This window comes from Pseudomonas vranovensis (assembly GCF_040438935.1).
GTDB classification, from domain to species: domain Bacteria; phylum Pseudomonadota; class Gammaproteobacteria; order Pseudomonadales; family Pseudomonadaceae; genus Aquipseudomonas; species Aquipseudomonas vranovensis.
The window spans coordinates 3,413,543-3,438,647 of record NZ_CP159259.1; the positions used below are offsets into that span (position 1 = coordinate 3,413,543).

At 62.5% G+C, this 25,105-nt stretch carries 23 protein-coding genes; 9 read left to right on the top strand and 14 right to left on the bottom strand.

All coding sequences use genetic code 11. The annotated features are described in order from the left end of the window. Positions 1 to 107 precede the first annotated feature (107 nt). Positions 108 to 1,058 (top strand): agmatinase, encoded by a 951-nt coding sequence (gene speB, locus ABVN19_RS15895; protein WP_028943195.1) that lies wholly within the window; start codon positions 108 to 110, stop codon positions 1,056 to 1,058. A 146-nt stretch (positions 1,059 to 1,204) separates the two neighbouring features. Next, on the top strand, positions 1,205 to 2,584 hold the full coding sequence (locus ABVN19_RS15900) for a sodium:solute symporter (protein WP_028943194.1): 1,380 nt from the start codon (positions 1,205 to 1,207) through the stop codon (positions 2,582 to 2,584). 53 nt (positions 2,585 to 2,637) lie between these two features. Here the strand turns inward: ABVN19_RS15900 and ABVN19_RS15905 are convergent, their stop codons facing one another. Both ABVN19_RS15905 and ABVN19_RS15910 read right to left on the bottom strand, forming a co-directional pair. Further along, positions 2,638 to 2,763, bottom strand: a complete 126-nt coding sequence (locus ABVN19_RS15905) for a PA1414 family protein (RefSeq protein WP_256205393.1) — start codon at positions 2,761 to 2,763, stop codon at positions 2,638 to 2,640. Between the two features lie 123 nt (positions 2,764 to 2,886). Beyond that, positions 2,887 to 3,780, bottom strand: a complete 894-nt coding sequence (locus ABVN19_RS15910; protein WP_028943193.1) for a LysR family transcriptional regulator — start codon at positions 3,778 to 3,780, stop codon at positions 2,887 to 2,889. 105 nt (positions 3,781 to 3,885) lie between these two features. Here ABVN19_RS15910 and ABVN19_RS15915 point away from each other — a divergent pair, with 105 nt between their 5' ends. Continuing rightward, complete coding sequence (locus tag ABVN19_RS15915) at positions 3,886 to 5,061, top strand: MFS transporter (RefSeq protein WP_105642255.1); 1,176 nt, start codon at positions 3,886 to 3,888, stop codon at positions 5,059 to 5,061. On the opposite strand, the gene ABVN19_RS15920 is transcribed toward ABVN19_RS15915, so the two are convergent. After that, a complete protein-coding gene (locus ABVN19_RS15920) occupies positions 5,012 to 5,938 on the bottom strand; it encodes a DMT family transporter (protein ID WP_028943191.1) in 927 nt (308 codons plus the stop codon). The genes ABVN19_RS15915 and ABVN19_RS15920 overlap by 50 nt on opposite strands. Positions 5,939 to 6,045: 107 nt before the next feature. Then, positions 6,046 to 6,438 carry a hypothetical protein gene (locus ABVN19_RS15925; protein ID WP_028943190.1) on the bottom strand — a complete coding sequence of 131 codons (393 nt, stop codon included), beginning with the start codon at positions 6,436 to 6,438 and terminating at the stop codon, positions 6,046 to 6,048. A 120-nt stretch (positions 6,439 to 6,558) separates the two neighbouring features. Here ABVN19_RS15925 and ABVN19_RS15930 point away from each other — a divergent pair, with 120 nt between their 5' ends. Beyond that, the gene (locus ABVN19_RS15930; RefSeq protein ID WP_105642256.1) at positions 6,559 to 6,828 is read left to right on the top strand and encodes a hypothetical protein; all 270 of its coding nucleotides are present in this window, start codon (positions 6,559 to 6,561) and stop codon (positions 6,826 to 6,828) included. Positions 6,829 to 6,888: 60 nt separating this feature from the next. Here the strand turns inward: ABVN19_RS15930 and ABVN19_RS15935 are convergent, their stop codons facing one another. Next, positions 6,889 to 8,214 (bottom strand): DEAD/DEAH box helicase, encoded by a 1,326-nt coding sequence (locus ABVN19_RS15935; RefSeq protein ID WP_028943188.1) that lies wholly within the window; start codon positions 8,212 to 8,214, stop codon positions 6,889 to 6,891. Positions 8,215 to 8,359: 145 nt separating this feature from the next. Here ABVN19_RS15935 and ABVN19_RS15940 point away from each other — a divergent pair, with 145 nt between their 5' ends. Continuing rightward, positions 8,360 to 9,664, top strand: a complete 1,305-nt coding sequence (locus ABVN19_RS15940; protein WP_105642257.1) for a mechanosensitive ion channel family protein — start codon at positions 8,360 to 8,362, stop codon at positions 9,662 to 9,664. On the opposite strand, the gene ABVN19_RS15945 is transcribed toward ABVN19_RS15940, so the two are convergent. The 3 genes from ABVN19_RS15945 to ABVN19_RS15955 form a co-directional block, all read right to left on the bottom strand. Next, positions 9,602 to 10,480 carry a carboxylate/amino acid/amine transporter gene (locus tag ABVN19_RS15945; protein WP_105642258.1) on the bottom strand — a complete coding sequence of 293 codons (879 nt, stop codon included), beginning with the start codon at positions 10,478 to 10,480 and terminating at the stop codon, positions 9,602 to 9,604. The genes ABVN19_RS15940 and ABVN19_RS15945 overlap by 63 nt on opposite strands. Before the next feature lie 147 nt (positions 10,481 to 10,627). Next, positions 10,628 to 11,227, bottom strand: coding sequence for an FMN-dependent NADH-azoreductase (locus ABVN19_RS15950; RefSeq protein WP_028943185.1), 600 nt, complete (start codon positions 11,225 to 11,227; stop codon positions 10,628 to 10,630). A 154-nt stretch (positions 11,228 to 11,381) separates the two neighbouring features. Further along, entirely contained in the window at positions 11,382 to 11,699 is a 318-nt protein-coding gene (locus ABVN19_RS15955) for a hypothetical protein (RefSeq protein WP_028943184.1), read from the bottom strand. A gap of 49 nt (positions 11,700 to 11,748) precedes the next feature. On the opposite strand from ABVN19_RS15955, the gene ABVN19_RS15960 reads away from it, so the two are divergent. The 4 genes from ABVN19_RS15960 to ABVN19_RS15975 all read left to right on the top strand — a co-directional run bounded on the left by ABVN19_RS15960 (position 11,749) and on the right by ABVN19_RS15975 (position 15,948). Continuing rightward, complete coding sequence (locus ABVN19_RS15960) at positions 11,749 to 12,672, top strand: LysR family transcriptional regulator (protein ID WP_028943183.1); 924 nt, start codon at positions 11,749 to 11,751, stop codon at positions 12,670 to 12,672. Between the two features lie 14 nt (positions 12,673 to 12,686). Further along, the gene (locus ABVN19_RS15965) at positions 12,687 to 13,499 is read left to right on the top strand and encodes an alpha/beta hydrolase (RefSeq protein ID WP_028943182.1); all 813 of its coding nucleotides are present in this window, start codon (positions 12,687 to 12,689) and stop codon (positions 13,497 to 13,499) included. Then, positions 13,493 to 14,050 carry a peptidylprolyl isomerase gene (locus ABVN19_RS15970; RefSeq protein WP_028943181.1) on the top strand — a complete coding sequence of 186 codons (558 nt, stop codon included), beginning with the start codon at positions 13,493 to 13,495 and terminating at the stop codon, positions 14,048 to 14,050. Before ABVN19_RS15965 ends, ABVN19_RS15970 begins: the two co-directional genes overlap by 7 nt. Positions 14,051 to 14,115: 65 nt before the next feature. Continuing rightward, positions 14,116 to 15,948, top strand: a complete 1,833-nt coding sequence (locus ABVN19_RS15975; RefSeq protein ID WP_105642259.1) for an ABC transporter ATP-binding protein — start codon at positions 14,116 to 14,118, stop codon at positions 15,946 to 15,948. Positions 15,949 to 16,041: 93 nt separating this feature from the next. Here ABVN19_RS15975 and ABVN19_RS15980 read toward each other — a convergent pair whose 3' ends face one another. The 6 genes from ABVN19_RS15980 to hrpA form a co-directional block, all read right to left on the bottom strand. Continuing rightward, positions 16,042 to 17,166: a GNAT family N-acetyltransferase gene (locus ABVN19_RS15980; RefSeq protein WP_028943179.1), complete on the bottom strand. Its 1,125-nt coding sequence runs from the start codon at positions 17,164 to 17,166 to the stop codon at positions 16,042 to 16,044. Between the two features lie 84 nt (positions 17,167 to 17,250). After that, on the bottom strand, positions 17,251 to 18,564 hold the full coding sequence (locus tag ABVN19_RS15985; protein WP_028943178.1) for an OprO/OprP family phosphate-selective porin: 1,314 nt from the start codon (positions 18,562 to 18,564) through the stop codon (positions 17,251 to 17,253). Between the two features lie 198 nt (positions 18,565 to 18,762). Further along, on the bottom strand, positions 18,763 to 19,002 hold the full coding sequence (locus tag ABVN19_RS15990) for a zf-HC2 domain-containing protein (protein WP_028943177.1): 240 nt from the start codon (positions 19,000 to 19,002) through the stop codon (positions 18,763 to 18,765). Then, entirely contained in the window at positions 18,996 to 19,607 is a 612-nt protein-coding gene (locus ABVN19_RS15995; protein WP_028943176.1) for a sigma-70 family RNA polymerase sigma factor, read from the bottom strand. Before ABVN19_RS15995 ends, ABVN19_RS15990 begins: the two co-directional genes overlap by 7 nt. A 61-nt stretch (positions 19,608 to 19,668) precedes the next feature. Beyond that, on the bottom strand, positions 19,669 to 20,790 hold the full coding sequence (locus ABVN19_RS16000) for a beta-ketoacyl-ACP synthase III (protein ID WP_028943175.1): 1,122 nt from the start codon (positions 20,788 to 20,790) through the stop codon (positions 19,669 to 19,671). 168 nt (positions 20,791 to 20,958) lie between these two features. Next, positions 20,959 to 24,864: an ATP-dependent RNA helicase HrpA gene (gene hrpA / locus ABVN19_RS16005; protein WP_105642260.1), complete on the bottom strand. Its 3,906-nt coding sequence runs from the start codon at positions 24,862 to 24,864 to the stop codon at positions 20,959 to 20,961. Between the last annotated feature and the right edge of the window lie 241 nt (positions 24,865 to 25,105).

Here is a 25,105-nt window from a genome sequence, read left to right on the forward strand (position 1 = left end):
TTGCAGACTCTGCCGCAATGCACCTGTCAGCCGGCGCTTCAGGGTTTTTCCCAACCCAGGCAGACAGGTTCCAACAACTAGAACAATCGAATCGATGAGGCCCGACCGTGGACAAGATTCTGCACCAACCACTGGGCGGCAACGAAATGCCGCGTTTCGGCGGCATCGCCACCATGCTCCGCCTTCCTCACCTGCAAAGCGCCGAGGGCCTGGACGCGGCCTTCATCGGTATCCCGCTGGATATCGGTACTTCGCTGCGTTCCGGCACCCGCTTTGGCCCACGGCAGATCCGTGCCGAGTCGGTAATGATCCGTCCCTACAACATGGCGACCGGCGCTGCGCCCTTCGATTCGATGTCGGTGGCCGATATCGGTGACGTTGCGATCAACACCTTCAACCTGCTTGAAGCCGTGCGCATCATCGAAGAAGCCTACGACGAAATCCTCGAACACAACGTCATCCCCATGACCATGGGTGGCGACCACACCATCACCCTGCCGATCCTGCGTGCCATCCACAAGAAGCACGGCAAGGTAGGCCTGGTGCACATCGATGCCCACGCCGACGTCAACGATCACATGTTCGGCGAGAAAATCGCCCACGGCACCACCTTCCGCCGCGCCGTGGAAGAAGGCCTGCTGGACTGCGACCGCGTGGTGCAGATCGGCCTGCGCGCCCAGGGCTACACCGCCGAAGACTTCAACTGGAGCCGCAAACAGGGCTTCCGTGTGGTCCAGGCCGAAGAGTGCTGGCACAAATCCCTCGAGCCGCTGATGGCTGAAGTACGTGAAAAGGTCGGCGGCGGTCCGGTCTACCTGAGCTTCGACATCGACGGTATCGATCCGGCCTGGGCGCCAGGTACCGGCACCCCGGAAATCGGTGGCCTGACCACCATCCAGGCCATGGAAATCATCCGTGGCTGCCAGGGCCTGGACCTGATCGGCTGCGATCTGGTAGAAGTCTCGCCCCCTTACGACACCACCGGCAACACCTCGTTGCTGGGTGCCAACCTGCTGTACGAAATGCTCTGTGTCTTGCCGGGCGTCGCGCGCCGCTGACCGACAAACACCAGGGAAGCTACACAGGCAGGAGCCATGAAAGCCGGGCCGCACACGCGGCCTGAGCCGTAGACGAATGACCGGCGCCGGGCATGCCTGGCGTCAGGATCGATCTCACCATAATAAAGATAATCGGAGACACCCCCATGGCTTTGGACCTATTCGTTGTTCTGATCTATGCGGCTGGCATGCTCGCGCTGGGCTATTACGGCATGCGCCGGGCAAAAACCCATGAAGATTACCTGGTGGCCGGGCGCAACCTGGGCCCAAGCCTGTACATGGGCACCATGGCAGCAACGGTACTGGGCGGCGCCTCCACTGTTGGCACTGTACGCCTGGGCTACGTTCACGGCCTCTCGGGCTTCTGGCTGTGCGCTGCCCTGGGCCTGGGCATCATTGCCCTGAACCTGTTCCTGGCCAAACCCCTGCTGCGCCTGAAGATCTTCACCGTGACCCAGGTACTGGAGCAGCGCTACAACCCCATGGCCCGCCAGGCCAGCGCCGTGATCATGCTCGCTTACGCACTGATGATCGCCGTGACCTCGACCCTGGCCATCGGCACCGTGCTGCAAGTGCTGTTCGAGATGCCATTCTGGGCTGCGATCCTGCTCGGTGGTGGCGTGGTGGTGGTGTACTCGACCATCGGCGGCATGTGGTCGCTGACCCTGACCGACATCGTCCAGTTCGTGATCAAGACCGTAGGCCTGATGTTTGTCCTGCTGCCGATCTGCCTCTACCGCGTAGGCGGCTGGGATGAGCTGGTGGCCAAGCTGCCGGCATCGAGCTTCAGCCTGACCACCATCGGCTGGGACACCATCATCACCTACTTCCTGATCTACTTCTTCGGCATCCTGATCGGTCAGGACATCTGGCAGCGAGTATTCACTGCCCGTGACGAAAAAGTCGCCAAGCGCGCCGGTACCACTGCAGGCATCTACTGCGTGATCTATGGCCTGGTGTGTGCGGTGATCGGTATGACCGCCCATGTGCTGCTGCCGGACCTGGGCAATGCCAACAACGCCTTCGCCGCCATCGTCAAATCCGCCCTGCCTGACGGCATCCGCGGCCTGGTGATTGCTGCAGCCCTGGCAGCGATGATGTCCACGGCCAGTGCCGGCCTGCTGGCGGCCTCGACCGTGCTCACCGAAGACCTGCTGCCAAAACTGCGCGGCGGCAAACAATCGAGCCTGGGCATCAACCGCCTGTTCACCCTGCTGACCGGCATTGCCGTGCTGGGAATCGCCCTGGTGGTGGAAGATGTTATCAGCGCCCTGACCCTGGCCTACAACCTGCTGGTAGGCGGGATGCTGGTGCCACTGATCGGTGCGATCTACTGGAAACGTGCTACCACCGCCGGCGCCATCACCAGCATGACCCTGGGCTTTGTCACCGCCCTGGTGTTCATGGTCAAGGATGGGATGGATGCCAACACGCCGATCTACTACAGCCTGGCGATCGCGCTGGTGAGCTTTGTGGTGGTAAGCCTGATGTCCCGCCGGACGGCGGGTGCAGTGAATCTGGCCTGATCAGGCCAGCGGTGGCCGTCGCATCAAGCTGATGCGGCGGCCCGAGCCAGGCGCTAGCGACGAGGCTGGCGCTTGCGCTGCTCCTCATCGGTGGGGATCGGCACCGGCTGCAACGGCGGTGGAATCAAGCCCAGGGCCGCAGCCAGGTCATGAAGCCAGTTGAACAGATTATTTCTCATAACTCCCCCTTACGGGTCAGCCTGCACGGCGATTCAATCCTGCGATGCTTCATACAGATCATAGTCCTATGTCGTACTTTACGCATGCTCATGGTCTACAAGTTGGGGCTAGTTTGATCTCGATCAAGCACTGACCGCCACTTCGCCCGCCCCTGCAACTGTTTCCCCTTGTTGCAGATCTATCCAGGCGCTCAGGTTCGCCCCCCGCATACCCTTGCGCCACATCAGCCAGGTGGTGGCCTGATCAAAGGGTACCTGCAAGCGGTGCACCGCAACCCGTTCACGTCCGGGCAAGCTGTCGAGCATCGACTGTGCCATCAGCGCCACCCCCGCCCCGGCGATCACGCACGCCAACATACTCGGATACGACTCGATCTCCATCACCCGGCCCATGGCCGCGTGATCGTGTGCGTACCAGGCCTCCAGGCGCATGCGGTACGAACAGCCCTGGCGAAAGGTGAACACCGCCCGCCCAGTGACATCCTGAGCACTGCGCACCGGCGGATGATCCGGCTCCGTGATCAGTATCAGAGTCTCATCGCACAGCGGCACACCGTCGAGCCCGGCCAGCGCCAGCGGGCCATCCACCAGCGCCGCATCCAGGCGACCACTGATCAGGCCTTCGAGCAACTCACCACTGGGCGCCGCTTGCACCTGCAGATTCACCGCCGGATACGCCTTGTGATAGCGCGCCAGCAACGCTGGCAGATGAATCGCCGCGGTGCTGTACATCGTGCCCAGCGCGAAATCGCCTGCCGGCTGCCCGCCCTGCACCGCCGCACAGGCTTCATCATGCAGCGCCAGCATGCGCCCGGCATAGTCGAGCAGCACCTTGCCTGCCGGCGACAACTGCAAACGCTGGCGTTCGCGACGAAACAACTCGACGCCCAGTTGCTCTTCGAGTTGGCGCAAGCGCGTGGACAGGTTCGACGGCACCCGGTGCAAGCGCTCCGCAGCGCGGGTGATCGAGCCTTCCTCGGCGACTGCCTGAAAGATCCGCAGTTGGCTGAGCTCCACGAAACATTCTCCAGAACAGAACAAGTTCATCATAATTATTCAATTTTTCTGAAAGTCAATCACTCGTAGCCTGACGGTCATCGAATCCGTTTCAGGAACCTGACCATGTCCCCGTTCATTCGCCTGCTCGCCAGCGCTGTCGCCCTGATGATGGCCATGGGCATCGGCCGCTTCGCCCTGACCCCGCAGCTGCCGCACCTGCTCAACGAAGGGCAGATCAGCCTGACCGCAGCCGGGCTGATTGCCGCCGCCAATTATCTGGGTTACCTGCTCGGTGCGCTGGACGCCATGTTCGCCCGCCGCCCCGGGCAAGTCCGCGCCCGCTTGCACGGCGGTTTGTGGCTGTGCGTGTCGCTGACCCTGGCCTCTGTGTGGGCGCATGACTTCTGGAGCCACCTGCTGCTGCGCTTCGGCACCGGAGTGGCCAGCGCCTGGGTGTTGGTGATGCTCACCAGCCTGACCCAGCAACTGGCGGTGGCCAGCAACCGGCAACGCCTGGGCGCACTGGTGTTCGCCGGGCCCGGCGTGGGGATCATGCTCACAGGATTGCTGGCGCTGTTTTCCAACCTCTACGGCCTGGGCTCAGCGCCGTTGTGGCTGATCTACGCCGCTACCGCGCTGCTGGTGTTGCTGGCCGTGCTGCCGTTCCTGCCTCGGCCACAGGCCCTGGCACCTGCCAGCACCAGCGTGGCCACGCCGACGCGGGGCATTGCCCGCCTGGGCCTGATCTATGCGCTGTACGGTATCGGCTACATCATCCCGGCCACGTTCATGTCACAGATGGCCAGCGCGCGGTTTCACGGGCATTGGCTGGCAGACCTGTTCTGGCCGGGGTTCGGCCTGGCAGCGGCACTGGGTGTGGTGATGGTCAGCTATCGCCGCCCACACTGGGGCAGCACCTCACAGTGGTTGATGGCAACGCTGTGGCTGCAAGCTGCCGGCGTGTTCGCCTGCCTGCTGGGCAGCGGGCCGAGCCTGGCCCTGGGAGTGATCTTGTGTGGCATGCCGTTTCTGGCCTGCATGCAGTTGATGATGCAGCGGCTGCGAGAGCTATCGCCCCAGGCCAGCCAACGCAACACCGGCTTGCTGACCGCCTGCTTTGCCCTGGGCCAGCTCAGCGGCCCGTTGCTGGCGGCCTTGAGTACTCAGTTCGCCGCCAGCCTGCAGCCGGCGCTGGTGGTTGCCGGCAGCGGCCTGATGCTGGCTGGCGCCTTGCTGTTGCGCCCTGCGCCTAACCGAGCAGGCTGCGCAAGCGCCGTCGCACCCACTGCTCAGCGCTGACCAGCGTTACGCCGAGCAACACCATGACCGCCCCGAGCACGAAGTTCAGGCTCAACGGCTCACCGAGCAACAGCACACCAAAGGTCACGCCGAACAACGGGGTAATGAAAGAGAACACCGCCAGGTTCGAGGCCAGGTAGCGACGCAGCAACCAGAACCAGGTCAGGTAACTGAAGAACGAAACGATCAATCCCTGGAACAACAGGCTGCCAATCGACATCGGGGTGAAATGCACCTGGGTGACCTGGCCGCTGAGCGCGGCAATCAACAGCAGGCCGACGAAACCGACCGCCAGTTGATAGAACAAGGTCAGGGTCGCAGGCGCCTCGGACAACCGTGAGCCTCGCACAACCACCGTGGTCGCGCCCCAGGCCAGGCCTGCCAGTACGCCAAAGGCATCGCCCAGGAGCACGCGGCTGTCCATATCGGCGAATGACACCCCACCGGCAAAGGCATAGGCGATACCGCCAAAGGCCAGCACGATGCCCAACCACTGCAGGGGCCTCAGGCGCTCGCTCGGCAGCAAAAAATGCAAACCCAGGGCCGTGAACACCGGGGCGGTGTAGAGGAATACCGACATATGCGCTGCCGACGTCAGCTTCAGGCCTTCGGCAATGAACAGGAACTCCAGCCCGAACAGCGCACCGGCCAACAGGCCGCCGCGCCAGGTATGAGAGACCTGGTCCCAGCCCCCGCGAAAGCACATCAACAGCCCCACCAGCACCGCCGCCATTCCCGACCGCAAGGCTTGTTGCATGACCGGGGCAATATCGGGGGCCGCCAGTTTGATCATCACTTGCTGGATGCCCCAGATCAGGCACAGCACCAGCATGATTTGCAGGGCGAAGGCATCAGTGTTGCGGCGGGTGGCGCTCATTGCGGGCACCCGCTGTTGGCGAACGGCATGGCAGAGTCTCGGCAGCTGTGGATCCAGTTGCCAATTATCAGCGCCGCTGTACGGTCAATGCCAGCGTTGTGTCGTGCTCAGGCAATTTGAGGCCGCGACGCCACCTGGTCAAACAAGGTCGGCTCCAGTGCGTCTTCCTGTTCATCGAGTACCTGGCGCGGATGGTCATTGCCCGGAATGCTGCTGTCGATCAGGCTGAGCAAGCGAGCGCCACGCTCGGTGAGCACAAAGTTTTCACCGTTGCCGCCCTGATCTTCGGGCCGGCTTTCAATGAAGCTGCGATCGAACAGCAGCTTTTCGTACTCGCACGCACGGGTCTTGAGGTGATCCAGCTCCGGTACCGGCTCGCCCTTGGCGGCCAGGGCGGCGGCGTGCTGTTCGGCATAGGGGCGCGGGGTAAAACTGTGACCGGCGCCGTTCTGCACTTCATGCAGCAGGCGTTCGATCAGGTCCCAGTCGTAGGTGATCATCGGCATGGCCTCACTCAAGGGTGTGTAAGGTTGTGACCGATGCGGGGGGCAGCGGTTCGACTGAACTTTACCCGCCTGTGGCACCTCAACCGGATAACGCACGCCAACGGAGCCCTGCCCATGAAGACCCTGTTGAACATCGCTGCCGCTGCCAGCCTGCTGCTGGCCCTGCCCAGCTGGGCCTGCACGCTTGAGGAAGCCACGGAAAAACGCGAGGAACTGGCCAAGGAGGTCACGCGACTGACGGAGCAGAATCCGCAGAAGGCCAAGGAGATCAACGAAGAATTGAAAGGCATGAAGCTAGACAGCGCCAGCAAGGACCTGCCCGACAAATGCCAGCTGATCGACAAGCGGTTGCAGGAATTGAGGACAGCAGAGAAGCAGGTCTGACGTTATCGCGGGGCAAGCCCGCTCCTACAGTAGGAGCGGGCTTGCCCCGCGATCATTGCATCACTCCGCAGCCGGTGCCGGCTTGCGACGCTTCAGCGGTGCCAGGCCATCGGCACTGGCCAGCGGTGCATTGGGCTTCGGCTTGGCCGTCGGCTTGCGCTTGGCCGCGACTTTCTTGTCGCCCTTCTTGTCGGTCTTTTTCTTCTTGACCCCGGCCGCCTTGCCCGAGGCCTTGACCTTCTTCGGCCCGGTGTAGGTGCCTTTGACTTCCTTGATGACCCGGCGCTCGAAGCTCTGCTTGAGGTAGCGCTCGATGCTCGACATCAGGTTCCAGTCGCCATGGCAGATCAGCGAGACCGCCAGGCCTTCGTTACCGGCGCGGCCGGTACGGCCGATACGGTGAACGTATTCGTCGCCGCTGCGTGGCATGTCGAAGTTGATCACCAGGTCCAGGCCGTCGACGTCCAGGCCGCGGGCGGCCACGTCGGTGGCAACCAGAATCTTCGCACCGCCCTGCTTCAGCCGCTCGATCGCCAGCTTGCGGTCCTTCTGGTCCTTGTCACCGTGCAGGACGAACGCCTTGTAGTCCTTGGCCACCAGGTGACCGTAGATGCGGTCGGCCATGACCCGGGTATTGGTGAAGATGATCGCCTTTTCGTAGGTTTCGTTCTGCAGCAACCACTGAACGATCTGCTCTTTGTGCTGGTTGTGGTCGGCGGTGATAATCTGCTGGCGAGTACCTTCGGCCAGCTGGCTGACGCTGTTGAGCATCAGGTGCTCAGGCTCTTTCAATACCTTGCCGATCATGTCGCGCAGGCCGGCGCCGCCGGTGGTGGCGGAGAACAGCATGGTCTGCTCGCGGTTCGGACACTCGTTGCACAGGCGCTCGACGTCTTCGGAGAAGCCCATGTCGAGCATGCGGTCGGCTTCGTCCAGAACGATGACCTGAACATGCTCCAGGTGCAGGTTGCCGGCATTGAGCTGCTCAAGCAGGCGACCCGGAGTGCCGATCAGCACGTCCGGCACCTTGCGCAGCATGGCAGCTTGCTCTTTGAAGTCTTCGCCACCGGTGATCAGGCCAGCCTTGATGAAGGTGAACTGCGCGAAGCGCTCGACTTCCTTGAGAGTCTGCTGGGCCAGCTCGCGGGTTGGCAGCAGCACCAGGGCGCGGATCTCGACGCGTTTCTGCTTGAGGTCGACCAGGCGATTGAGCATCGGCAGGACGAAGGCTGCGGTCTTGCCGCTACCGGTTTGCGCCGTCACCCGCAGGTCCCGTCCCTGCAACGCCAGCGGAATGGCCGCTGCCTGCACCGGGGTCGGCTCGACAAATTTCAGCTCGTCCACGGCTTTGAGCAGGCGTTCGTGCAGGGCGAATTGGGAAAACACGGGTGTACCTCGGGCATGTGCAAAAAATTCAGTTGCATAGGGTAACGTTTTCCGGCGTCGCCGCCGAATTCTTTTGGCAACTTGTCGCCAATCCGCGCTCTAATGACCCTCCTTTTCACGTTTGCGGACAAATTTCACTACGGCAATGGATATTCAACAGATGTGGCAAAACGCCCTGGACCTGTGGGGCACCCTCGATCAACACCCTGTATTGCACGCGGGCCTGGGCCTGACGGTGTTGCTGGTCATCGCACTGGTGCTCGGCCGGGTGGCGCGCTTTCTGATTCTGCACGCCGCCCGTCTGCTCGGCAGGCAACCGCCGCTGCACTGGCTCAACGACCTGCGCCAGAACAAGGTTTTCCACCGCCTGGCCCAGACCACCCCCTCGCTGGTGGTGCAGTTCGGCCTGAAACTGGTGCCCGAGCTCAATGCCACCAGCCAGCACTTTCTCGGCAACGTGGCGCTGGCCTTCACCATCCTGTTCCTGACCCTGGCCATCTCGGCCCTGCTCGATGCCTTGCTGGACATCTATGCCCGCACCGAACACGCCCGCACCCGCTCGATCAAGGGCTACGTGCAGTTGGCCAAGATGGTCTTGTTCGTGTTCAGCGCCATCGTCATCGTCGCCACCCTGATCGACCGCTCGCCGCTGTTGCTGCTTTCCGGTCTGGGTGCCATGTCGGCGGTCATCCTGTTGGTGTACAAAGACACCCTGCTGTCGTTCGTGGCCAGCGTGCAATTGACCAGCAACGACATGCTGCGGGTCGGCGACTGGATCGAGATGCCCCAGGTGGGTGCCGATGGCGATGTGGTCGACATCACCCTGCACACGGTCAAGGTGCAGAACTTCGACAAGACCATCGTCTCCATTCCGACCTGGCGCCTGATGTCCGAGTCGTTCAAGAACTGGCGAGGCATGCAGCAGTCGGGCGGCCGCCGGATCAAGCGCAGCATGTTCATCGACGCCGGCGGCGTACGTTTCTTGACCGATGAAGAAGAACATCGCCTGAGCCAGGTCCACCTGCTGACCGACTACATGAGCCGCAAGCGCAGTGAACTCAGGGCCTGGAACGAGGCCCAGGGCAACGTGGCCGAAATGTCGGCCAACCGCCGGCGCATGACCAACATCGGCACCTTCCGCGCCTATGCCCTGGCCTACCTGAAGAGCCACCCCGAGATCCAGCCGAACATGACCTGCATGGTCCGCCAGATGCAGACCACTGCCCAGGGCGTGCCGCTGGAAATCTACTGCTTTACCCGCACCACGGTGTGGGCCGACTACGAGCGCATCCAGGGTGACATCTTCGACTACTTGCTGTCGGTGATGCCGGAATTCGGCCTGAGCCTGTACCAGCAGCCGAGCGGCAACGATCTGCGTGCCGGCCTGCTACCGGCCAGCCTGCCCCGCCCGCAGCGCACCCTGACTGCCGAGACGGCCGATCCACAGTGAGGCCAGGATCACCGCACCGCCGATGAACAACCTGCCCAGGGGCTCGTGTTGGTTCCAGATCAGCAGGTTGAGCAACAGCCCCACTGGCACATGCAGGTTGTTCATCACCGCAAGGGTCGCGCCGGACACCAGGCACGCGCCCTTGTTCCACCAGTACAGCCCCAGCGCCGTCGGGCATAGCCCCAGGAACAACAGCACCAGCCACTGCACATCGGTGCTTGGCAGGTGCTGGGTGTTGCCGAAAGCCAGGAAGGCCGGCAACACCACCATCAATGCCCCCAGGTAGAAATAGCCAAAGCGCCGGTAATGCGGCAAGTCGCTGGGGTTGCGCGCGATCAAGTGACGGTACAGCACCTGCCCGGCGGCGTAGGTGAAGTTGGCCAGTTGCAGCAGCAGGAAGCCGATGAAGAAATCCGGGCTGATACTGTCGAAACGGATCACTGCCGCACCGCCAACCGCGACCAGCGCTGCCACCAGTGCCCAGGGGTTGAAGCGCCGGTTCAGGGCGTCTTCGATCAGGGTCACGTGCAGGGGCGTGAGAATGGTGAACAGCAGCACTTCGGGCACCGTCAGCACCCTGAAACTCAAGTACAGGCACACATAGGTGATGCCGTATTGCAGCGCGCCGATCAGCAGCATCGAGCGCATGAAGCGCGGCTCGACCTGACGCCAGCGGGTCAGGGGCAGGAACACCAGCCCGGCCAGCACCACACGCGCCAGCACGGCGAAATAGCTGTCGACGTGACCGGCCAGGTACTCGCCGATCAGGCTGAAGGAAAACGCCTGGATCAGCGCGACGATCAATAAATAGCCCATGGTTGCCCCTTGCTGTAGAGGCGGCGACCTTATCCGCTCGCCTGTCGCTGAGCAAGCCCGCCTCTTCAGGCACAAAAAAGCCCGGTCAAAGACCGGGCAGGTACACCCAAAGGAGCAACAGGTGTCAGGCGGGAAAATTCAGTGTGCTCACGCCACCGCAGCCAGCTGGGCCTTGGCCTGGTTCAGGCCCTTCTCGTGGAAGTCGCCACCCAGGTTCAGGCCTTCGGCGTGAATGAAGGTCACGTCGTGGATACCGATGAATGCCATCACCTGGCGCAGGTAGGGTTCCTGGTGATCGCTGGAAGCGCCGGCATGGATGCCGCCACGGGCCGTGAGGATGTAGGCCTTCTTGCCGGTCAGCAGCCCCTGCGGGCCGGTTTCGGTGTACTTGAAGGTGATACCGGCACGCAGTACATGGTCCAGCCAGGCTTTCAAAGTGCTCGGAATGGTGAAGTTGTACATTGGCGCAGCCAGCACCAGCACATCGGCAGCCAGCACTTCATCGGTCAGCTCGTTGGAGCGGGCCAGGGCCTGCAGTTCATCGCCATTGCGCTGGTCTTCAGGTTTCATCCAGCCACCGAGCAGGTTGGCATCCAGGTGCGGCACCGGGTTCACGGCCAGGTCACGCAGGGTGATCGGGTCGGTCGGGTTAGCCGCCTGCCACTGGCTGACAAAGTCACGGGTCAGTTGCCGGGAGATCGAGTCCTGCTGGCGGGCGCTGCTTTCGATAACAAGTACACGGGACATTGGGTTTGCCTCCATCGGCGAATGCGGTCAGTCGATGGAGGTAAGATTAATCGGTGACCGATCGATTAAAAAGCGTAAAATCTGGGTGCAACCTATCAGTTAATTTGTTTTATTAGCCCAATGCTCTACCCTCAAGAACGGCGTGAGCCGCCTTTCACTCTTGAGGTTTGCAGTCCAGGGTGATGCGCAGCTTGATGATCTTGCGATTGAATTTGGCGGTGACATCCCGGCTTTGCTTGGCCGGCACCTGGACCCGACGCACCCGAGGCGCCTCCGGGCCGTTCTGGAACCGGACCTTGCACTGGGCCGGCACGTCACCGTAGTTGTTCAGGGTGATCGAACCCATGTCGTAGTCAGTGTCATAGGTGGTGTAGTCGACCTTGACGCCGTCCAGCTGCTTGTCCACATCGATGGGGTAAGCCAGCGCCGTGAGCGGAAGCAGGGCCAGCAATACAGCACAACATTTCTTCATACGACGCTCTCCATGAAAGAGCGCCAGCTTAGGACAACAGGAGCCGAAGATGAAAGCGCCGCGCGTTACCCTGGATCAGTGGCGGACCCTTCAGGCGGTGGTCGACCACGGTGGTTTTGCCCAGGCGGCCGAAGCCCTGCACCGCTCGCAATCCTCGGTGAGCTACACCGTGGCCCGCATGCAGGATCAACTGGGCGTGCCGTTGCTGCGCATCGACGGACGCAAGGCGGTGCTGACCGAAGCCGGCAATGTGTTGCTGCGCCGCTCCCGGCAACTGGTCAAGCAGGCCAGCCAACTCGAAGACCTGGCCCATCACATGGAACAGGGCTGGGAAGCCGAAGTGCGCCTGGTGGTCGATGCCGCCTACCCCAATGCCCGCCTGGTCCGCGCCTTGAGTGCGTTCATGCCGCAAAGCCGTGGCTGCCGGGTGCGGCTGCGCGAAGAGGTGCTGTCCGGGGTCGAGGAGGTGCTGCATGAAGGCATCGCCGACCTTGCCATCAGCGGCTTCAATATCTCCGGCTACCTGGGCACCGAGTTGAGCTCGGTGGAGTTCGTCGCCGTCGCCCACCCTGACCACAGCCTGCATCGCCTTGGACGGGAGCTAAGCTTCCAGGACCTGGAAAGCCAGTTGCAGGTCGTGATCCGCGACTCGGGACGAGCCCAGCCGCGCGATGTCGGCTGGCTCGGTGCCGAACAGCGCTGGACGGTCGGCAGCCTGGCCACCGCCGCCACCTTCGTCAGCAGCGGCCTGGGTTTTGCCTGGCTGCCGCGCCACCTGATCGAGCGCGAGCTGCGCGAAGGCATCCTCAAGCCCTTGTCGCTGGATCAGGGTGGCAGCCGTCATCCACTGTTCTACCTTTACTCCAACAAGGACAAACCCCTGGGCCCGGCCACACAGATTCTCATCGAGTTGCTGCGCAACTTCGATACCGCACCGCTGGATGTGCCCTTCGCCGCCCCCGCCCAAGCCTGACAGGAATCACGCCCATGGCCTATTTCGAACACGAAGGTTGCTCGCTGCACTACGAGGAATACGGCCAGGGCGACCCACTGGTGCTGCTGCATGGCCTGGGCTCCAGTTGCCAGGACTGGGAAATGCAGGTGCCAACCCTTGCCCGGCACTACCGGGTGATCCTGATGGATATCCGCGGCCACGGGCGCTCCGACAAGCCCCGCGAGCGCTACAGCATCGCAAGTTTCAGTGCCGACCTGCTGGCCCTGCTCGAACACCTGCAAACCGGCCCGGTGCATCTGGTGGGTTTGTCCATGGGTGGCATGGTGGGGTTCCAGTTTGCGGTCGACCACCCCGAAATGCTGCGCAGCCTGTGCATCGTCAACAGTGCCCCCGAGGTCAAGCGCCGCACCCGCAGCGACTGGGTCTGGTGGGCCAAGCGCTGGGCCATGGCCCGCGCACTGAGCCTTGAAACCATTGGCAAGGCCCTGGCTGCCCGCCTGTTCCCCAAACCCGAGCAGGCAAGCCTGCGACGCACGATGGCCGAGCGCTGGGCTAAGAACGACAAACGCGCTTATCTATCGAGCTTCGACGCCATTGTCGGTTGGGGCGTCAGCGAACGCATCGGGCAGATCCGCTGTCCTACCCTGGTCATCAGCGCCGACCAGGATTACACCCCGGTACAACTGAAAGAACGCTATGTCAGCCTGATTCCCCAGGCACGACTGGCGGTCATCGAGGATTCGCGGCACGCTACGCCGCTGGACCAACCCCAGGTTTTCAATCAGACGCTGCTGCAGTTTCTGGCAGCGTCCACCACCCCTCAAGGAACATTGAGCCCATGCTGAAAAAACTCCTGCTCGCCACCTGCTCGGTCGTCTTCGCCACCAGCCTGATGGCTGCCGACAAGGCGCCTCACGTACTGCTCGACACCAGCTTCGGCCAGATCGAAGTGGAACTGGACCCAGTCAAGGCGCCGATCAGCAGCAAGAACTTCCTCCAATACGTGGACAGCGGCTTCTACAACAACACCATTTTCCACCGGGTGATTCCAGGCTTCATGGCCCAGGGTGGCGGCTTTACCGAGCAAATGGTGCAAAAGCCCACCAAGGACCCGATCCGTAACGAAGCCAGCAACGGCCTGCACAACACCCGTGGCACGCTGTCGATGGCGCGTACCTCCAACCCGAATTCGGCCACCAGCCAGTTCTTTATCAACGTGGCCGACAACGCCTTCCTCGACCCGGGCCGCGATGCCGGTTATGCCGTGTTCGCCAAAGTGGTCAAGGGCATGGATGTAGTCGACCAGATCGTCAACTCGCCAACCACCGTCAAGAAAGGCATGCGTGATGTGCCGGTTGACCCGGTATTCATCAAGTCGGCCAAACGCATCGACTGATCCCAAGGTTTCACAGGGACGTGAACCAAGGCCTTTGGGTCGACCAGACAGGAGTTACCCCGTTCATGTTGTTCCGCCGCTTCGAAAAGCTGATCGATATCTTCCGAGAAGCGCCCAGCGCAGCACCGCCCAGTACGGTGCTGCCGTTCTACCTCTACTACCTGCGCCAGGTGTGGCCAAGCTTTGCCGCCCTGCTGGTGGTCGGTCTTGTTGGCGCACTGATCGAAGTGGCGCTGTTCAGCTACCTGAGCCGGATCATCGACCTGGCCCAGGGCACTCCGAACATCAATTTCTTCAGCGAGCACGCCGGTGAACTGCTGTGGATGCTGGTGGTGGCGCTGATCCTGCGGCCGGTGTTCGTCGGCCTGCACGATTTGCTGGTCCACCAGACCATCAGCCCCGGCATGACCAGCATGATTCGCTGGCAAAACCACACTTACGTGCTCAATCAGAGCCTGAACTTCTTCCAGAGCGACTTCGCCGGGCGTATCGCTCAACGCATCATGCAGACAGGCAACTCGCTGCGCGACTCGGCGGTGCAGGCGGTGGATGCCCTTTGGCATGTACTGATCTATGCCATCAGCTCGCTGGTGCTGTTTGCCGAGGCCGACTGGCGCCTGATGCTGCCACTGATCACCTGGATCCTCTGCTATATCGGCGCGCTCTATTACTTCGTGCCACGGGTCAAGGCCCGGGCGGTGGTCTCCTCCGACGCCCGCTCCAAGCTCATGGGCCGGATCGTCGATGGCTACACCAACATCGCCACCCTCAAACTCTTTGCCCATACCGACTACGAACAACAGTACGCCCGCGAAGCCATCAGCGAGCAGACCGAAAAAACCCAGTTGGCCGCCCGCGTGGTCACCAGCATGGACGTGGTCATTACCAGCCTCAACGGCCTGCTGATCGTCGGCACCACGGGCCTTGCGCTGTGGCTGTGGACCCAGTCGCTGATCAGTGTCGGCGCCATTGCCCTGGCCACCGGCCTGGTGATCCGCATCGTCAACATGTCGGGCTGGATCATGTGGGTGGTCAACGGCATCTTCGAGAACATCGGCATGGTCCAGGACGGCCTGCAGACCATCGCCCAGCCGGTCAGCGTGACCGACTCGCCCAACGCCCCGAGCCTCAAGGTCGACCGCGGCGCAGTGAAGTTCGAGAACGTGGGCTTTCACTACGGCAAGGGCAGCCGGATCATCGACGGCCTGAACCTGGAGATCCGTCCCGGCGAGAAGATCGGCCTGATCGGCCCGTCGGGTGCTGGCAAGTCGACCTTGGTCAACCTGCTGCTGCGCCTGTACGACCTGGAGAGCGGTCGCATCCTGATCGACGGCCAGGACATCGCCCAGGTAACCCAGGCCAGCCTGCGTGCACAGATCGGCATGATCACCCAGGACACCTCCCTGCTGCACCGCTCGATCCGCGACAACCTGCTGTACGGTCGCCCGGACGCCAGTGAAGAAGACCTCTGGGAGGCGGTGCGCCGGGCCCGCGCCGACGAGTTCATCCCGCAGCTGTCAGACGCCCAGGGGCGTACCGGCTTCGATGCCCATGTGGGTGAGCGTGGGGTGAAATTGTCGGGCGGCCAGCGTCAGCGCATCGCCATTGCCCGGGTACTGCTCAAGAACGCGCCGATCCTGATCATGGACGAAGCGACCTCGGCGCTGGACTCGGAAGTCGAGGCGGCGATCCAGGAGAGCCTGGAAACCCTGATGCAAGGCAAGACGGTGATCGCCATTGCCCACCGCCTGTCGACCATCGCCCGCATGGATCGCCTGGTGGTGCTCGAGAAGGGCCGCATTGCCGAGATGGGCAGCCATGCCGAGTTGCTGGCTCACCAGGGCTTGTATGCGCGGTTGTGGCATCACCAGACCGGTGGGTTTGTGGGCATCGACTGAAATCTGCTGTGCGTTCATCGCTGGCACGCCCGCTACCACAATGCCCTGTCCAGGCAGCGCCTGTGGGAGCGGGCTTGCCCCGCGATAATGCCCTCACACCTGCCGATAAGGCAACGCCGTACGCGCATCCTCTGCATACGCCATCACCCCCGCCCGCTCCTGTTCCAGGAACGCCTCCACCGCCCGCCTCAAGCCTGGATGCAACAGGTAATGCCAGGACCGGGTAATCACCGGCTCGAACCCGCGAATCAACTTGTGCTCGCCCTGGGCCCCGGCATCGAAGCGCTGCAACCCCTCGGCAATGGCGAAGTCCATGCCCTGGTAGAAACAGGTCTCGAAATGCAGCCGGTCGAACTCATCCAGGCAGCCCCAGTACCGACCATACAGGCTGTCGCCGCCGACCAGGCTGAATGCCATGGCCACATCACGCCCGGCCTGGCGCGCCATGACCACCCGGATCGCTGTGGGCATGCGCTCGGCCAGCAAGCTGAAGAACGAGCGCGTCAGGTACGGCGCGCGCCGCCGCACGGCATAGGTGTTGGCATAACAGGCAAAGACAAAATCCCACTGCACCTCACTGAGTTCATCACCCCGCATCCAGCGAAATTCGATCCCCTGCCCCGCCACCTGCTCGCGCTCCTTGCGCATTTGCTTGCGCTTGCGGGAGGCGAGGCTGTCGAGAAAGTCCTGGAAATCCCGATAGCCCTGGTTGCGCCAATGAAACTGGCAGCCCAGGCGCTCCATCCAGCCTTCACGGCTGCGCATCACCGCATCACCCTGTTCATCGGTGAAGTTGACATGCGCCCCAGACAACCCTTGCTCGAACAGCGCCTCGCCGAGCAGATCGATCAAGGTCCCACACGCGTGGGCATCGCCCAACAGGCGCGAGCCAGTGACCGGTGAAAACGGCACGGCACACAGCAGCTTCGGGTAATAGGCAATCCCGGCCCGCTCACAGGCATCGGCCCAGCCGTGGTCGAAGACATATTCGCCAAAGGAGTGGGTTTTCACATAGGCCGGCAGGGCCGCCTGCACCTGTCCCGCGGCATCGGTGAGCAGGCGATGAGCCGGCGTCCAGCCGGTACGGCCGCTGACGCTGCCGCTGTCCTCCAGGCTGCTCAGGAAGGCATGGCGCAAAAATGGCTGTTCCCCCGGCACCAGGGCATCCCAGGTGGCAGGTGTGAGGTCGGCGAGGCGAGGCAGGATGAGGTTGGGCATGGGCGCAGTCTGCCTCTTCATGCGGACGAAAAAAAGCCCCGCCAGAGCGGGGCTGAAGATCTAACGGATGAGGAGCGATGTTGCTTAGAACACGTACTGCGCGCGCATTACAAAACCGTCGCCGCTGTCGTCGCCGGCAGCGTTCTCGGCGTTGTCGACATTAGCCTTGACGTACACGCCGCTGAGCTTGATCGATTCGTTGGCGTACCAGTTCACACCCACGTTGTGGACCTTGGCTTCGACGTCGTCGATGTTGGCGAACGCACCGTTGTCGTCGTCGACGCTCAGGTGGTCGTAGCGGTAGAAGACTTCCCAGGCACCGATCTGCTTGTTCGACGGTTTGATGGCGTCGAATTTGCCCAGCTTGTAGCCACGGGACTCACCCGTGATGGTGTAGGCCAGTTGACCGTAGTAGCCGTCGGCCTTGATGTCGGAGAAGGCAGCGCTGTCGGCTTCGACTTCACGCTTGATGTATTCACCCTGTACCGAGAACGGGCCCATGGCCCAGGCGGCTTCCAGGTTCCACGCCTTGTCGGTGTCGTAGGAACCGACCGGGGAGTTGTTGGCGCCACCGAGGGTCAGGCGGTTACCGTTGCTGCCGGCATCCTGGCCACCATCGGTGCTCACGCCACGCATGCCCAGGCGGCTGCGGATACGGCCGTCGAACGCGGTGTCGGAGAGGTCACGCTGGGCGTAGTTGACGCCAAAGTGCAGAACGTTGCCAGCTTCGTGCATCGGGGCAAAGACGCCGCGCAGGTTGAACTGCTTGGTGCTGTCGCCGTCCTTGTCTTGGTTGGTAGCGTCCTTGGCGAACACACCGACCGAACCGTACAGCGAGTCACCGGCGTTGCCGGAGGCCTGCAGGCCCATGCCGCCGTTGTGCGAGTTGGTCCAGTCGACCAGGTCGTACGCGGCGGTACGCTCTTGAGCGGTGACCCACTTGGAGCTGGTGGCTTTTTCCAGGCCAAACTCAGGGTCGAAACGGCCAACCTTGATCGAGACCGGCTTGAAGCCGTTGTAGGCCAGCGACGCTTCGTCGAAATAACCATCTTCGGAGCGGTTGTCACCGCCGGAGTTGTGCGAGAAGTCGTAGGCGATCGCATAGGCCCAGTCGGTGTACAGCACGCCGCCCAGTTCCAGGTAGGCGCGCCGGAAGTAACCGGCGTCCGCGGTGTTGCCGTTGTTGGTGTAGAAACCGTCAAAACGGCTGTAGTCAGCCTGGATACGACCGCCCAGCTTGAAGCTGAATTCCTTGTCGGTGGTAGCGACCTCGAGGCCACCTTTGGTCTTGACTACGATATCGGCGCCGTCGGTGGTCACGGTACCCGCGAAAGCCTGGGCGGTAACGGCCATTGCCAAGGCGCTGGCTGCGAAACCTGCGAAGTGCTTACGGATCATCGAAGAAGCTCCCCTACTTTATGGTCTTGATAATGTTGGAAAAACACGCGGCTTGGGCCACTTGTGCTGGGGAGGAATCTTGGCGGGGGCTTATGTCAGATCAGTGGCTTTTATATAAATGTTTTATGACAACGGAACTTTTTTACTTCGAAAGGAAATAAGCCTGAAAGCCCCATTGCAGGGCCTCCGGGCGGGCTTTCAGCGGCTTTTTTGCTCGCGCCGGGCGTCTGTCAGGCGCTGGACGATTTCATCGACATCGTCTACCGGCGCTTCGGGCAGTGCCTTGATCGTCGCCTGGGCCAGGCGCATCTGTTTGATGAACCGCCGGCAGTTCTTGCAGAACAGCAGATGCTGGCGTGCCAGCAGGTTCTCGCCCAGGGTCAGTTGGCCATCCAGGTAATCGCTTGAGCGGGCGACCAGGTCCTTGCAGCTCAGCATTGGCCGGTTTCCTCGAAGTGTTCCAGGGTGGCGAAGACCTTCAGCCTCGCCCGGTGCAACAGCACGCGGACATTGGAGAGCGAGATGTCGAGAAGATTACAGATCTCCTCCAGTTCCAGTCCCTGGCGCTCGCGCAGAACCAGCACGCTGCTTTGCAGCTGCGACAGGCTGAGCAAGGTGTGCTCCAGGCATTCGCGCAACTGGTCCTGGCTCAGCAGCGCTTCTGGAGAGTCCTGGTGCCAGGCATGAGGCGCCAGCAGCCAATGACCGTCACTGGCGAACCGGTCATCGCCGACGCTGCCGTGGGGGGACGGGAGATCATCAAGCAGCACTTCGCGGCGATTCTGCTTGTAGCGATTCTTGGCCGCGTTGGCGGTAATGGTCAGCAGCCAGGTCTTGAGGCTTGAGCGCCCCTGAAAGCCCGGCAAGCCGCGCACCACGGCCAGCCAGGCATCCTGCACGGCTTCATCGGCCTGGCGGCTGCCGAGGATGGCATAAGCCACGGCGCGCATGGCGCCCTGGTAAGTGCTCACCAATTCCTTGAACGCCTGTTGCTCGCCGAGCAACAGGCGTTCAAGCAAGCGTGCATCGGACTCGACCGTCATCGCCACCTCTTCCTGAACGAGCCCAATGGACGGTGAACCGCGCGGTTTGTTACAGCCGCACTCAACGCTTGCGCAGAATCACGCTGCCGATCGAGTAGCCGGCACCAAAGGAACTGAGTACACCCAGCGAGCCCTTGGGCAGATCGTCCTGGTGCTTGTGCAGTGCAATCACTGAGCCGGCCGAACTGGTGTTGGCGTAGGTATCGAGAATCACCGGCGCTTCTTCTTCCAGGGCGTCGCGGCCCAGCAGCTTCTTGACGATCAGGTGGTTCATGCTCAGGTTGGCCTGGTGCAGCCAGAAGCGCTTGACGTCGCTGACGTTGAGGTTGTTCTCGGCCAGGTGCTGGCCAATCAGCTCGGCGACCATCGGGCAGACCTCGCGGAACACCTTGCGGCCTTCCTGGACGAAGAGTTTGTCGGGCGCACCGATACCCTCTTCGGCCGCCCGGTTGAGGAAGCCGAAGTTGTTGCGGATGTTGTTGGAGAACTGAGTCAGCAGCTTGGTGCTGACGATGTCGAACGGGTGCGCCGACGTCGCCAGGTCGGCACGCTCGACCAGCACCGCAGTGGCTGCATCACCAAAGATGAAATGACTGTCGCGGTCACGGAAGTTGAGGTGGCCGGTGCAGATTTCCGGGCTGATCACCAGCACGGCGCGAGCCTGGCCCAGCTGCACGCTGTTGCAGGCAGTCTGGATGCCGAAGGTGGCCGAGGAGCATGCCACGTTCATGTCGAAGCCGAAGCCGTTGATGCCCAGGGCCTGCTGGACTTCGATGGCGATAGCCGGGTATGGGCGCTGCAGGTTGGAGCAGGCAACGATTACCGCGTCGACATCGGCGGCAGTGCGGCCGGCGCGTTCCAGCGCCTGTTCGGCAGCCGCCACGGCCATCTGGCAAAGGATCGAAGGTTCATCGTTGGAACGCTCGGGCAGGCGTGGCGCCATGCGCTGCGGGTCGAGGATACCGGCCTTGTCCATGACAAAGCGGCTCTTGATGCCGGAAGCCTTTTCGATGAACGCGGCGCTGGACTCGGCCAGGGCCTGCACTTCGCCGCGCTCGATGGCCTGGGCGTTGTCAGCGTTGAACTGCTGCACATAGGCGTTGAAGGATTCCACCAGCTCTTCGTTGGAGATGCTGTTGGCCGGGGTGTACAGGCCGGTGCCGCTGATGACGACGTTATGCACGGTCGTTCCTCTGTTCGGTCGTTTTTTATTGGTACCAAGGTACCAAGTTGATCTGGCAATGACCCCATTCAGGGATCACTGCGCTGTACTTGATTCTGGCGCCGCGCAGCCCCTGAAAAATCCGGGGGACGCGGCGGATATCGTCCAAGTGTGCCACAACTGCCGGGGTTAGGCTTCCACCTGGCCCCACTGCTTGCTCAGTCGTTTGTCGGAAACCGGCACCTTGGTACCCAACTGCTGGGCGAACAGTGAAACCCGGTATTCCTCAAGCCACCAGCGGTACAACGTCAGTTGTTCATCGCGCTTGCCCTCCTGGGCATGCTTGTCGGCGCGGCTCTTGTATTGGGTCCACAGGTTGCCCAGTTCGCCGCTCCACACCCGGTCCTTCTGCACCTGGCTGCCAAGCTTCTCCAGGCGCAGTTCGATGGCCTTCAGGTAGCGCGGCAACTCCTTGAGCCACACCCCCGGGGTTTCGCGGACAAAGCCCGGGTACACCAGGTTGCCCAGTTGCTGCTTGATATCGTTGAGTGCCACGGCCTGGGCCAGGTCGATCTTGCCCTTGAAGCGCTTTTGCAGGCCGTGCCAGAGCTTGAGGATCTCCAGTGTCAGGCGTGCCAGGCGCTCGGCGTGCTCGGTCCAGCTGCCGCGCTTGCGCTCGGCCAGCGTCGCCAGGCCCGCACCATCGCGAGGCAGGGTACTTTCACCTTCAAGGATGCAACTGTCGAGGCTGGCCAGCAGGATGTCCTCGACCAGCGCCTCGATGCGCCCCAGTTCACGGTACAGCAGGCCCAGTTCAGTGAGCCCCGGCAGCTTGCCGCGCAGGAACTTGGCAGGCTCTGCCAACTGCTGCAGCAACAGCCGCTGCAAGGCGCGGCGGTGCTGGAACTCGGCCTCGGCCAGGGTCGAGAAGCGCCCTTCCTTGACCGTGCCGTTCTCTTCCACCAAGGCTGGGTAGACCGTCATCGACAGGCCGGCAATCTTCTGTTGCGCTGTCTCGGCCACCTGGGCAAACGCCTTGGCCTGCACCGGTTGCTGACTCTTTTCCGTCTGCGGCACCGCCAGCGCAGCCTGGCTTGCCGCGGCAAAGCGTGCAGTCAACTCGGCAAGATCGCGACCTTCACCCAGGAACTTGCCCCGGGCGTCGACCACTTCCAGGTTCATCTTCAGGTGATTGTCCACTTGGCCTGCCGCTTCGGCCCAGGCCTCGTCACTGACCCGCGCCCCGGTCATGCGCAGCAGTTCACGCCCCAGCGCCTGGGGCAACGAGCCTTCGGCAAAGGTCATGCGCTGCAGGGCGGCCTTGACGAAGTCCGGCACCGGCACGAAGTTCTTGCGCAAGGCCTTGGGCAGGTTGCGCACCAGGGCAATGCACTTGGCTTCGAGCAAGCCCGGAACCAACCATTCCAGACGCTCACCCGGCAGACTCGGCAGCAATGGCGCCGGTACCCGCACCGTAACGCCGTCGCGTGGATGGTTGGGCTCAAAGTGATAACTCAAGGCCAGGCTCAGTTCGCCCAGGCGCAAGGTGTCGGGGTACTGCGCCGCCGTCACTTCACTGGCCTCCCGAGCCAGCACGTCTTCCTCGCGCATTATCAACAGCTGCGGGTCTTTCTGGCTGTTGACCCGGTACCAGCTGTCGAAGGTGGCGGTCTGGTGGATTTCAGCCGGCAAGCGCGCTTCATAGAAGCCGTACAGGGTTTCCTCGTCGGCCAGGATGTCGCGGCGACGGGCCTTGGCCTCCAGCTCGTCAAGTTGTTCGAGCAGTTGCCGGTTGGCCGCCAGACACCTGGCCCTGGACTGGATCTCGCCACCCACCAGCGCCTCGCGGATAAACAGCTCGCGGGACATCACCGGGTCGATCGGCCCGAAGTGTACCGGGCGCCGACCGACCACGATCATGCCGTACAGCGTGACCTGCTCGAAGGCCACCACCTGGCCACGTTTCTTCTCCCAGTGCGGCTCGAAGTGGTTCTTCTTGATCAGGTGGCCTGCCAGTGGCTCGATCCAGTCCGGCTCGATCTTGGCCACCATGCGCGCATACAGCTTGGTGGTTTCCACCAGCTCTGCGGTCATGATCCACTGCGGGCGCTTTTTCCCCAGCCCCGACGACGGATGCACCCAGAAGCGTCGCTGGCGCGCACCGAGGTAATCACCGTCCTCGGTCTTCTGGCCGATCTGGCTGATCAGGCCCGAAAGGATTGCCTTGTGCAGTCTCGGGTAGTCGGCCGGTTCTTTGTTGATGCTCAACTGCAGGTCGCGGCAGATCAGGCTCAACTGCCGGTGGGCATCGCGCCATTCACGCAGGCGCAGGTAATTGAGGAAGTTCTTGCGGCACCAGTTGCGCAAGGGGCTCGCGGTCAAGGCCTGGCGCTGCTCTTCAAAGCCACGCCACAGATTGACCAGGGCGGCGAAGTCCGAGTCGACATCCTTCCATTGGGCATGGGCCTGGTCGGCAGCCTGCTGACGCTCGGGCGGACGCTCGCGCGGGTCTTGCACCGACAGGGCACTGGCGACGATCAACAGCTCGTTGAGGCTGCCCTGCTTGGCACCTTCGAGCAGCATGCGGCCCAGGCGCGGGTCGACCGGCAGGCGCGCCAGTTGCCGGCCCAGCGGCGTCAGCTGGTTCTCGCGGTTGACCGCCGATAGCTCCTGCAACAGGTTGAAGCCGTCGCTGATAGCCTTGCCATCTGGCGGCTCGATGAACGGGAACGCGTCGATCTCGCCCAGGCGCAGGTGCAGCATTTGCAGGATGACTGCAGCCAGGTTGGTGCGCAGGATCTCGGGGTCGGTGAAGGCCGGGCGGGCGTTGAAGTCTTCCTCGCTGTACAGGCGCACGCAGATGCCCGGCTCCACCCGCCCGCAGCGACCCTTGCGCTGGTTGGCGCTGGCCTGGGACACGGCCTCGATCGGCAGCCGCTGGACCTTGGCGCGGTAGCTGTAGCGGCTGATGCGTGCGGTGCCGCTGTCGATTACGTAGCGAATGCCCGGCACTGTCAGCGAGGTCTCGGCAACGTTGGTCGCCAGTACCACGCGACGGCCCGGATGGGACTGGAAGATCTTCTGCTGCTCGGCCGGCGACAGGCGCGCATACAACGGCAGGATTTCGGTGTGGCGCAGCTGGGCCTTGCGCAGCATTTCGGCGGCGTCGCGAATCTCGCGCTCACCTGGCAAGAACACCAGCACATCGCCCGGCCCCTTGCCCTGGCTGCGCTCGAAGGCGGCAATTTCGTCGAGGGTGGCGAGGATGGCCTGGTCCACCGTCAGGTCGTCTTCGACCCGGTTGCCCTCCTCATCCTGCTCGCTGGTCAGCGGCCGGTACCAGGTTTCCACCGGGTAGGTGCGGCCGGACACTTCAATGATCGGCGCATCGTTGAAGTGCTTGGAAAAACGCTCCAGGTCGATGGTCGCCGAGGTAATGATCACCTTGAGGTCCGGGCGACGCGGCAACAGGGTCTTCAGGTAGCCGAGCAGGAAGTCGATGTTCAGGCTGCGCTCGTGGGCTTCGTCGACAATGATGGTGTCGTAGCGCTCGAGAAAACGGTCGTGCTGGGTTTCAGCCAGCAGGATGCCGTCGGTCATCAGCTTGACCAGGGTGTTGGCATCGCTCTGGTCTTCAAAGCGCACCTGATAGCCCACCAAAGCCCCCAGCGGCGTGCCGAGTTCTTCGGCCACCCGGGTCGCCACACTGCGCGCCGCGATACGCCGTGGCTGGGTGTGGGCAATCAGGCCATGCTGGCCACGGCCCAGTTCCAGGCAGATTTTCGGTAGCTGGGTGGTTTTGCCCGAGCCGGTCTCCCCGGCAATGATCAACACCTGATGCTCGGCCAGGACCTTCTTGATCTCGTCCCGCTTGGCCGCAATCGGCAGGCTGTCGTCGTAACGGATGCTCGGCACACTGGCCTTGCGCGCGGTGACCTGGGCGCAGGACGCCTGGACCTTCTCCACCCATTGGGCCAACTTCGCCTCGTCCGGGCGCTTGCGCAATTCATGCAATTGGCGGCGCAGGCGGTGGCGCTCGGCAATCATGGCGTGGTCGAGGTTTTTCAGCAGTTGATCGATAGCGTGGTCAGTCATGGGGGCTTTTAGTTGTGCAGGTGAGCCTGCTTTTTCATGATTGGCATAGGAAGGGCTGCGATTGTCGCAGATTTGCCCCCGCTCGGCACGGTTGCGGGTGGCGACCAGTATGTTTAGCCGTTGATGATCTGAAGGTATACAAAGGCTGATTTAATGAACCTTCCTTGGCGTGGGAGTATCCAGGCATGACTTCGCCCCTGTGTATGCCCCGCCCGCTGTTGCGCCCTTCGTTCCCGAAGGT

Bases quoted from the DNA above. Each gene is read 5' to 3' on its own strand.
- ABVN19_RS15900 (WP_028943194.1), top strand. From the start codon at position 1,205: ATGGCTTTGGACCTATTCGTTGTTCTGATCTATGCGGCTGGCATGCTC.
- ABVN19_RS15905 (WP_256205393.1), bottom strand. From the start codon at position 2,763: ATGAGAAATAATCTGTTCAACTGGCTTCATGACCTGGCTGCGGCCCTG.
- ABVN19_RS15915 (WP_105642255.1), top strand. From the start codon at position 3,886: ATGTCCCCGTTCATTCGCCTGCTCGCCAGCGCTGTCGCCCTGATGATG.
- ABVN19_RS15920 (WP_028943191.1), bottom strand. From the start codon at position 5,938: ATGAGCGCCACCCGCCGCAACACTGATGCCTTCGCCCTGCAAATCATG.
- ABVN19_RS15925 (WP_028943190.1), bottom strand. From the start codon at position 6,438: ATGATCACCTACGACTGGGACCTGATCGAACGCCTGCTGCATGAAGTG.
- ABVN19_RS15930 (WP_105642256.1), top strand. From the start codon at position 6,559: ATGAAGACCCTGTTGAACATCGCTGCCGCTGCCAGCCTGCTGCTGGCC.
- ABVN19_RS15940 (WP_105642257.1), top strand. From the start codon at position 8,360: ATGGATATTCAACAGATGTGGCAAAACGCCCTGGACCTGTGGGGCACC.
- ABVN19_RS15945 (WP_105642258.1), bottom strand. From the start codon at position 10,480: ATGGGCTATTTATTGATCGTCGCGCTGATCCAGGCGTTTTCCTTCAGC.
- ABVN19_RS15950 (WP_028943185.1), bottom strand. From the start codon at position 11,227: ATGTCCCGTGTACTTGTTATCGAAAGCAGCGCCCGCCAGCAGGACTCG.
- ABVN19_RS15955 (WP_028943184.1), bottom strand. From the start codon at position 11,699: ATGAAGAAATGTTGTGCTGTATTGCTGGCCCTGCTTCCGCTCACGGCG.
- ABVN19_RS15960 (WP_028943183.1), top strand. From the start codon at position 11,749: ATGAAAGCGCCGCGCGTTACCCTGGATCAGTGGCGGACCCTTCAGGCG.
- ABVN19_RS15965 (WP_028943182.1), top strand. From the start codon at position 12,687: ATGGCCTATTTCGAACACGAAGGTTGCTCGCTGCACTACGAGGAATAC.
- ABVN19_RS15970 (WP_028943181.1), top strand. From the start codon at position 13,493: ATGCTGAAAAAACTCCTGCTCGCCACCTGCTCGGTCGTCTTCGCCACC.
- ABVN19_RS15975 (WP_105642259.1), top strand. From the start codon at position 14,116: ATGTTGTTCCGCCGCTTCGAAAAGCTGATCGATATCTTCCGAGAAGCG.
- ABVN19_RS15980 (WP_028943179.1), bottom strand. From the start codon at position 17,166: ATGCCCAACCTCATCCTGCCTCGCCTCGCCGACCTCACACCTGCCACC.
- ABVN19_RS15985 (WP_028943178.1), bottom strand. From the start codon at position 18,564: ATGATCCGTAAGCACTTCGCAGGTTTCGCAGCCAGCGCCTTGGCAATG.
- ABVN19_RS15990 (WP_028943177.1), bottom strand. From the start codon at position 19,002: ATGCTGAGCTGCAAGGACCTGGTCGCCCGCTCAAGCGATTACCTGGAT.
- ABVN19_RS15995 (WP_028943176.1), bottom strand. From the start codon at position 19,607: ATGACGGTCGAGTCCGATGCACGCTTGCTTGAACGCCTGTTGCTCGGC.
- hrpA (WP_105642260.1), bottom strand. From the start codon at position 24,864: ATGACTGACCACGCTATCGATCAACTGCTGAAAAACCTCGACCACGCC.